Source organism: Paenibacillus jamilae, from assembly GCF_050482105.1.
Lineage (GTDB): Bacteria > Bacillota > Bacilli > Paenibacillales > Paenibacillaceae > Paenibacillus > Paenibacillus jamilae_B.
In genome coordinates, this window is the sequence record NZ_JBCNHI010000080.1 from 1 (window position 1) to 617 (window position 617).

Here is a 617-nt window from a genome sequence, read left to right on the forward strand (position 1 = left end):
AAGGATCAAGTGGCGTATTACAATGGCTACGGTCCAACCGAAAACTCGGTGGCAACGTCCATCTGGCCAGTATCCGAGGATGAAAGGGCAGGTCAACTCATTTCCATCGGACGCCCGATGCCGAATCACCGGGTATACATGGTGGATGGGCATGGACATTTGGCTCCGGTCGGCGTAGCGGGTGAGCTGTGTGTATCCGGTCCGGGTCTGGCGCGGGGGTATCTGGATCGCCCAGAGCTGACCGCGGAGAAATTTGTAGCGAACCCGTTTGCAGCCGGTGAAGCCGGCTATGAGCGGATGTACCGTACAGGGGACTTGGCGAGATGGATGCCTGACGGCAACATTGAATATTTGGGCCGGATCGACCATCAGGTGAAAATCCGGGGCTACCGGATCGAACTGGGCGAAGTCGAGGCACAAATGTTGAAAGTGGAAGACGTGCAAGAGGTCATCGTCCTGGCTCAAGCGGACGAGCAGGGACAAAACCAACTGGTGGCGTACTATGTCGCTGAAAGAGACGTCAGTGCGAGTGAGCTGCGCAGCTTGCTGGGTGAGGGGCTGCCCAACTACATGGTGCCTTCATACTTCATCCAACTGGAGCAGATGCCGCTGACACC

1 protein-coding gene is annotated in these 617 nt (G+C 57.1%); it reads left to right on the forward strand.

The annotated features are described in order from the left end of the window. Positions 1-617 (forward strand): AMP-binding protein (locus ABEW32_RS26400; RefSeq protein WP_430193275.1); only part of this gene is annotated, 617 nt, incomplete at both ends.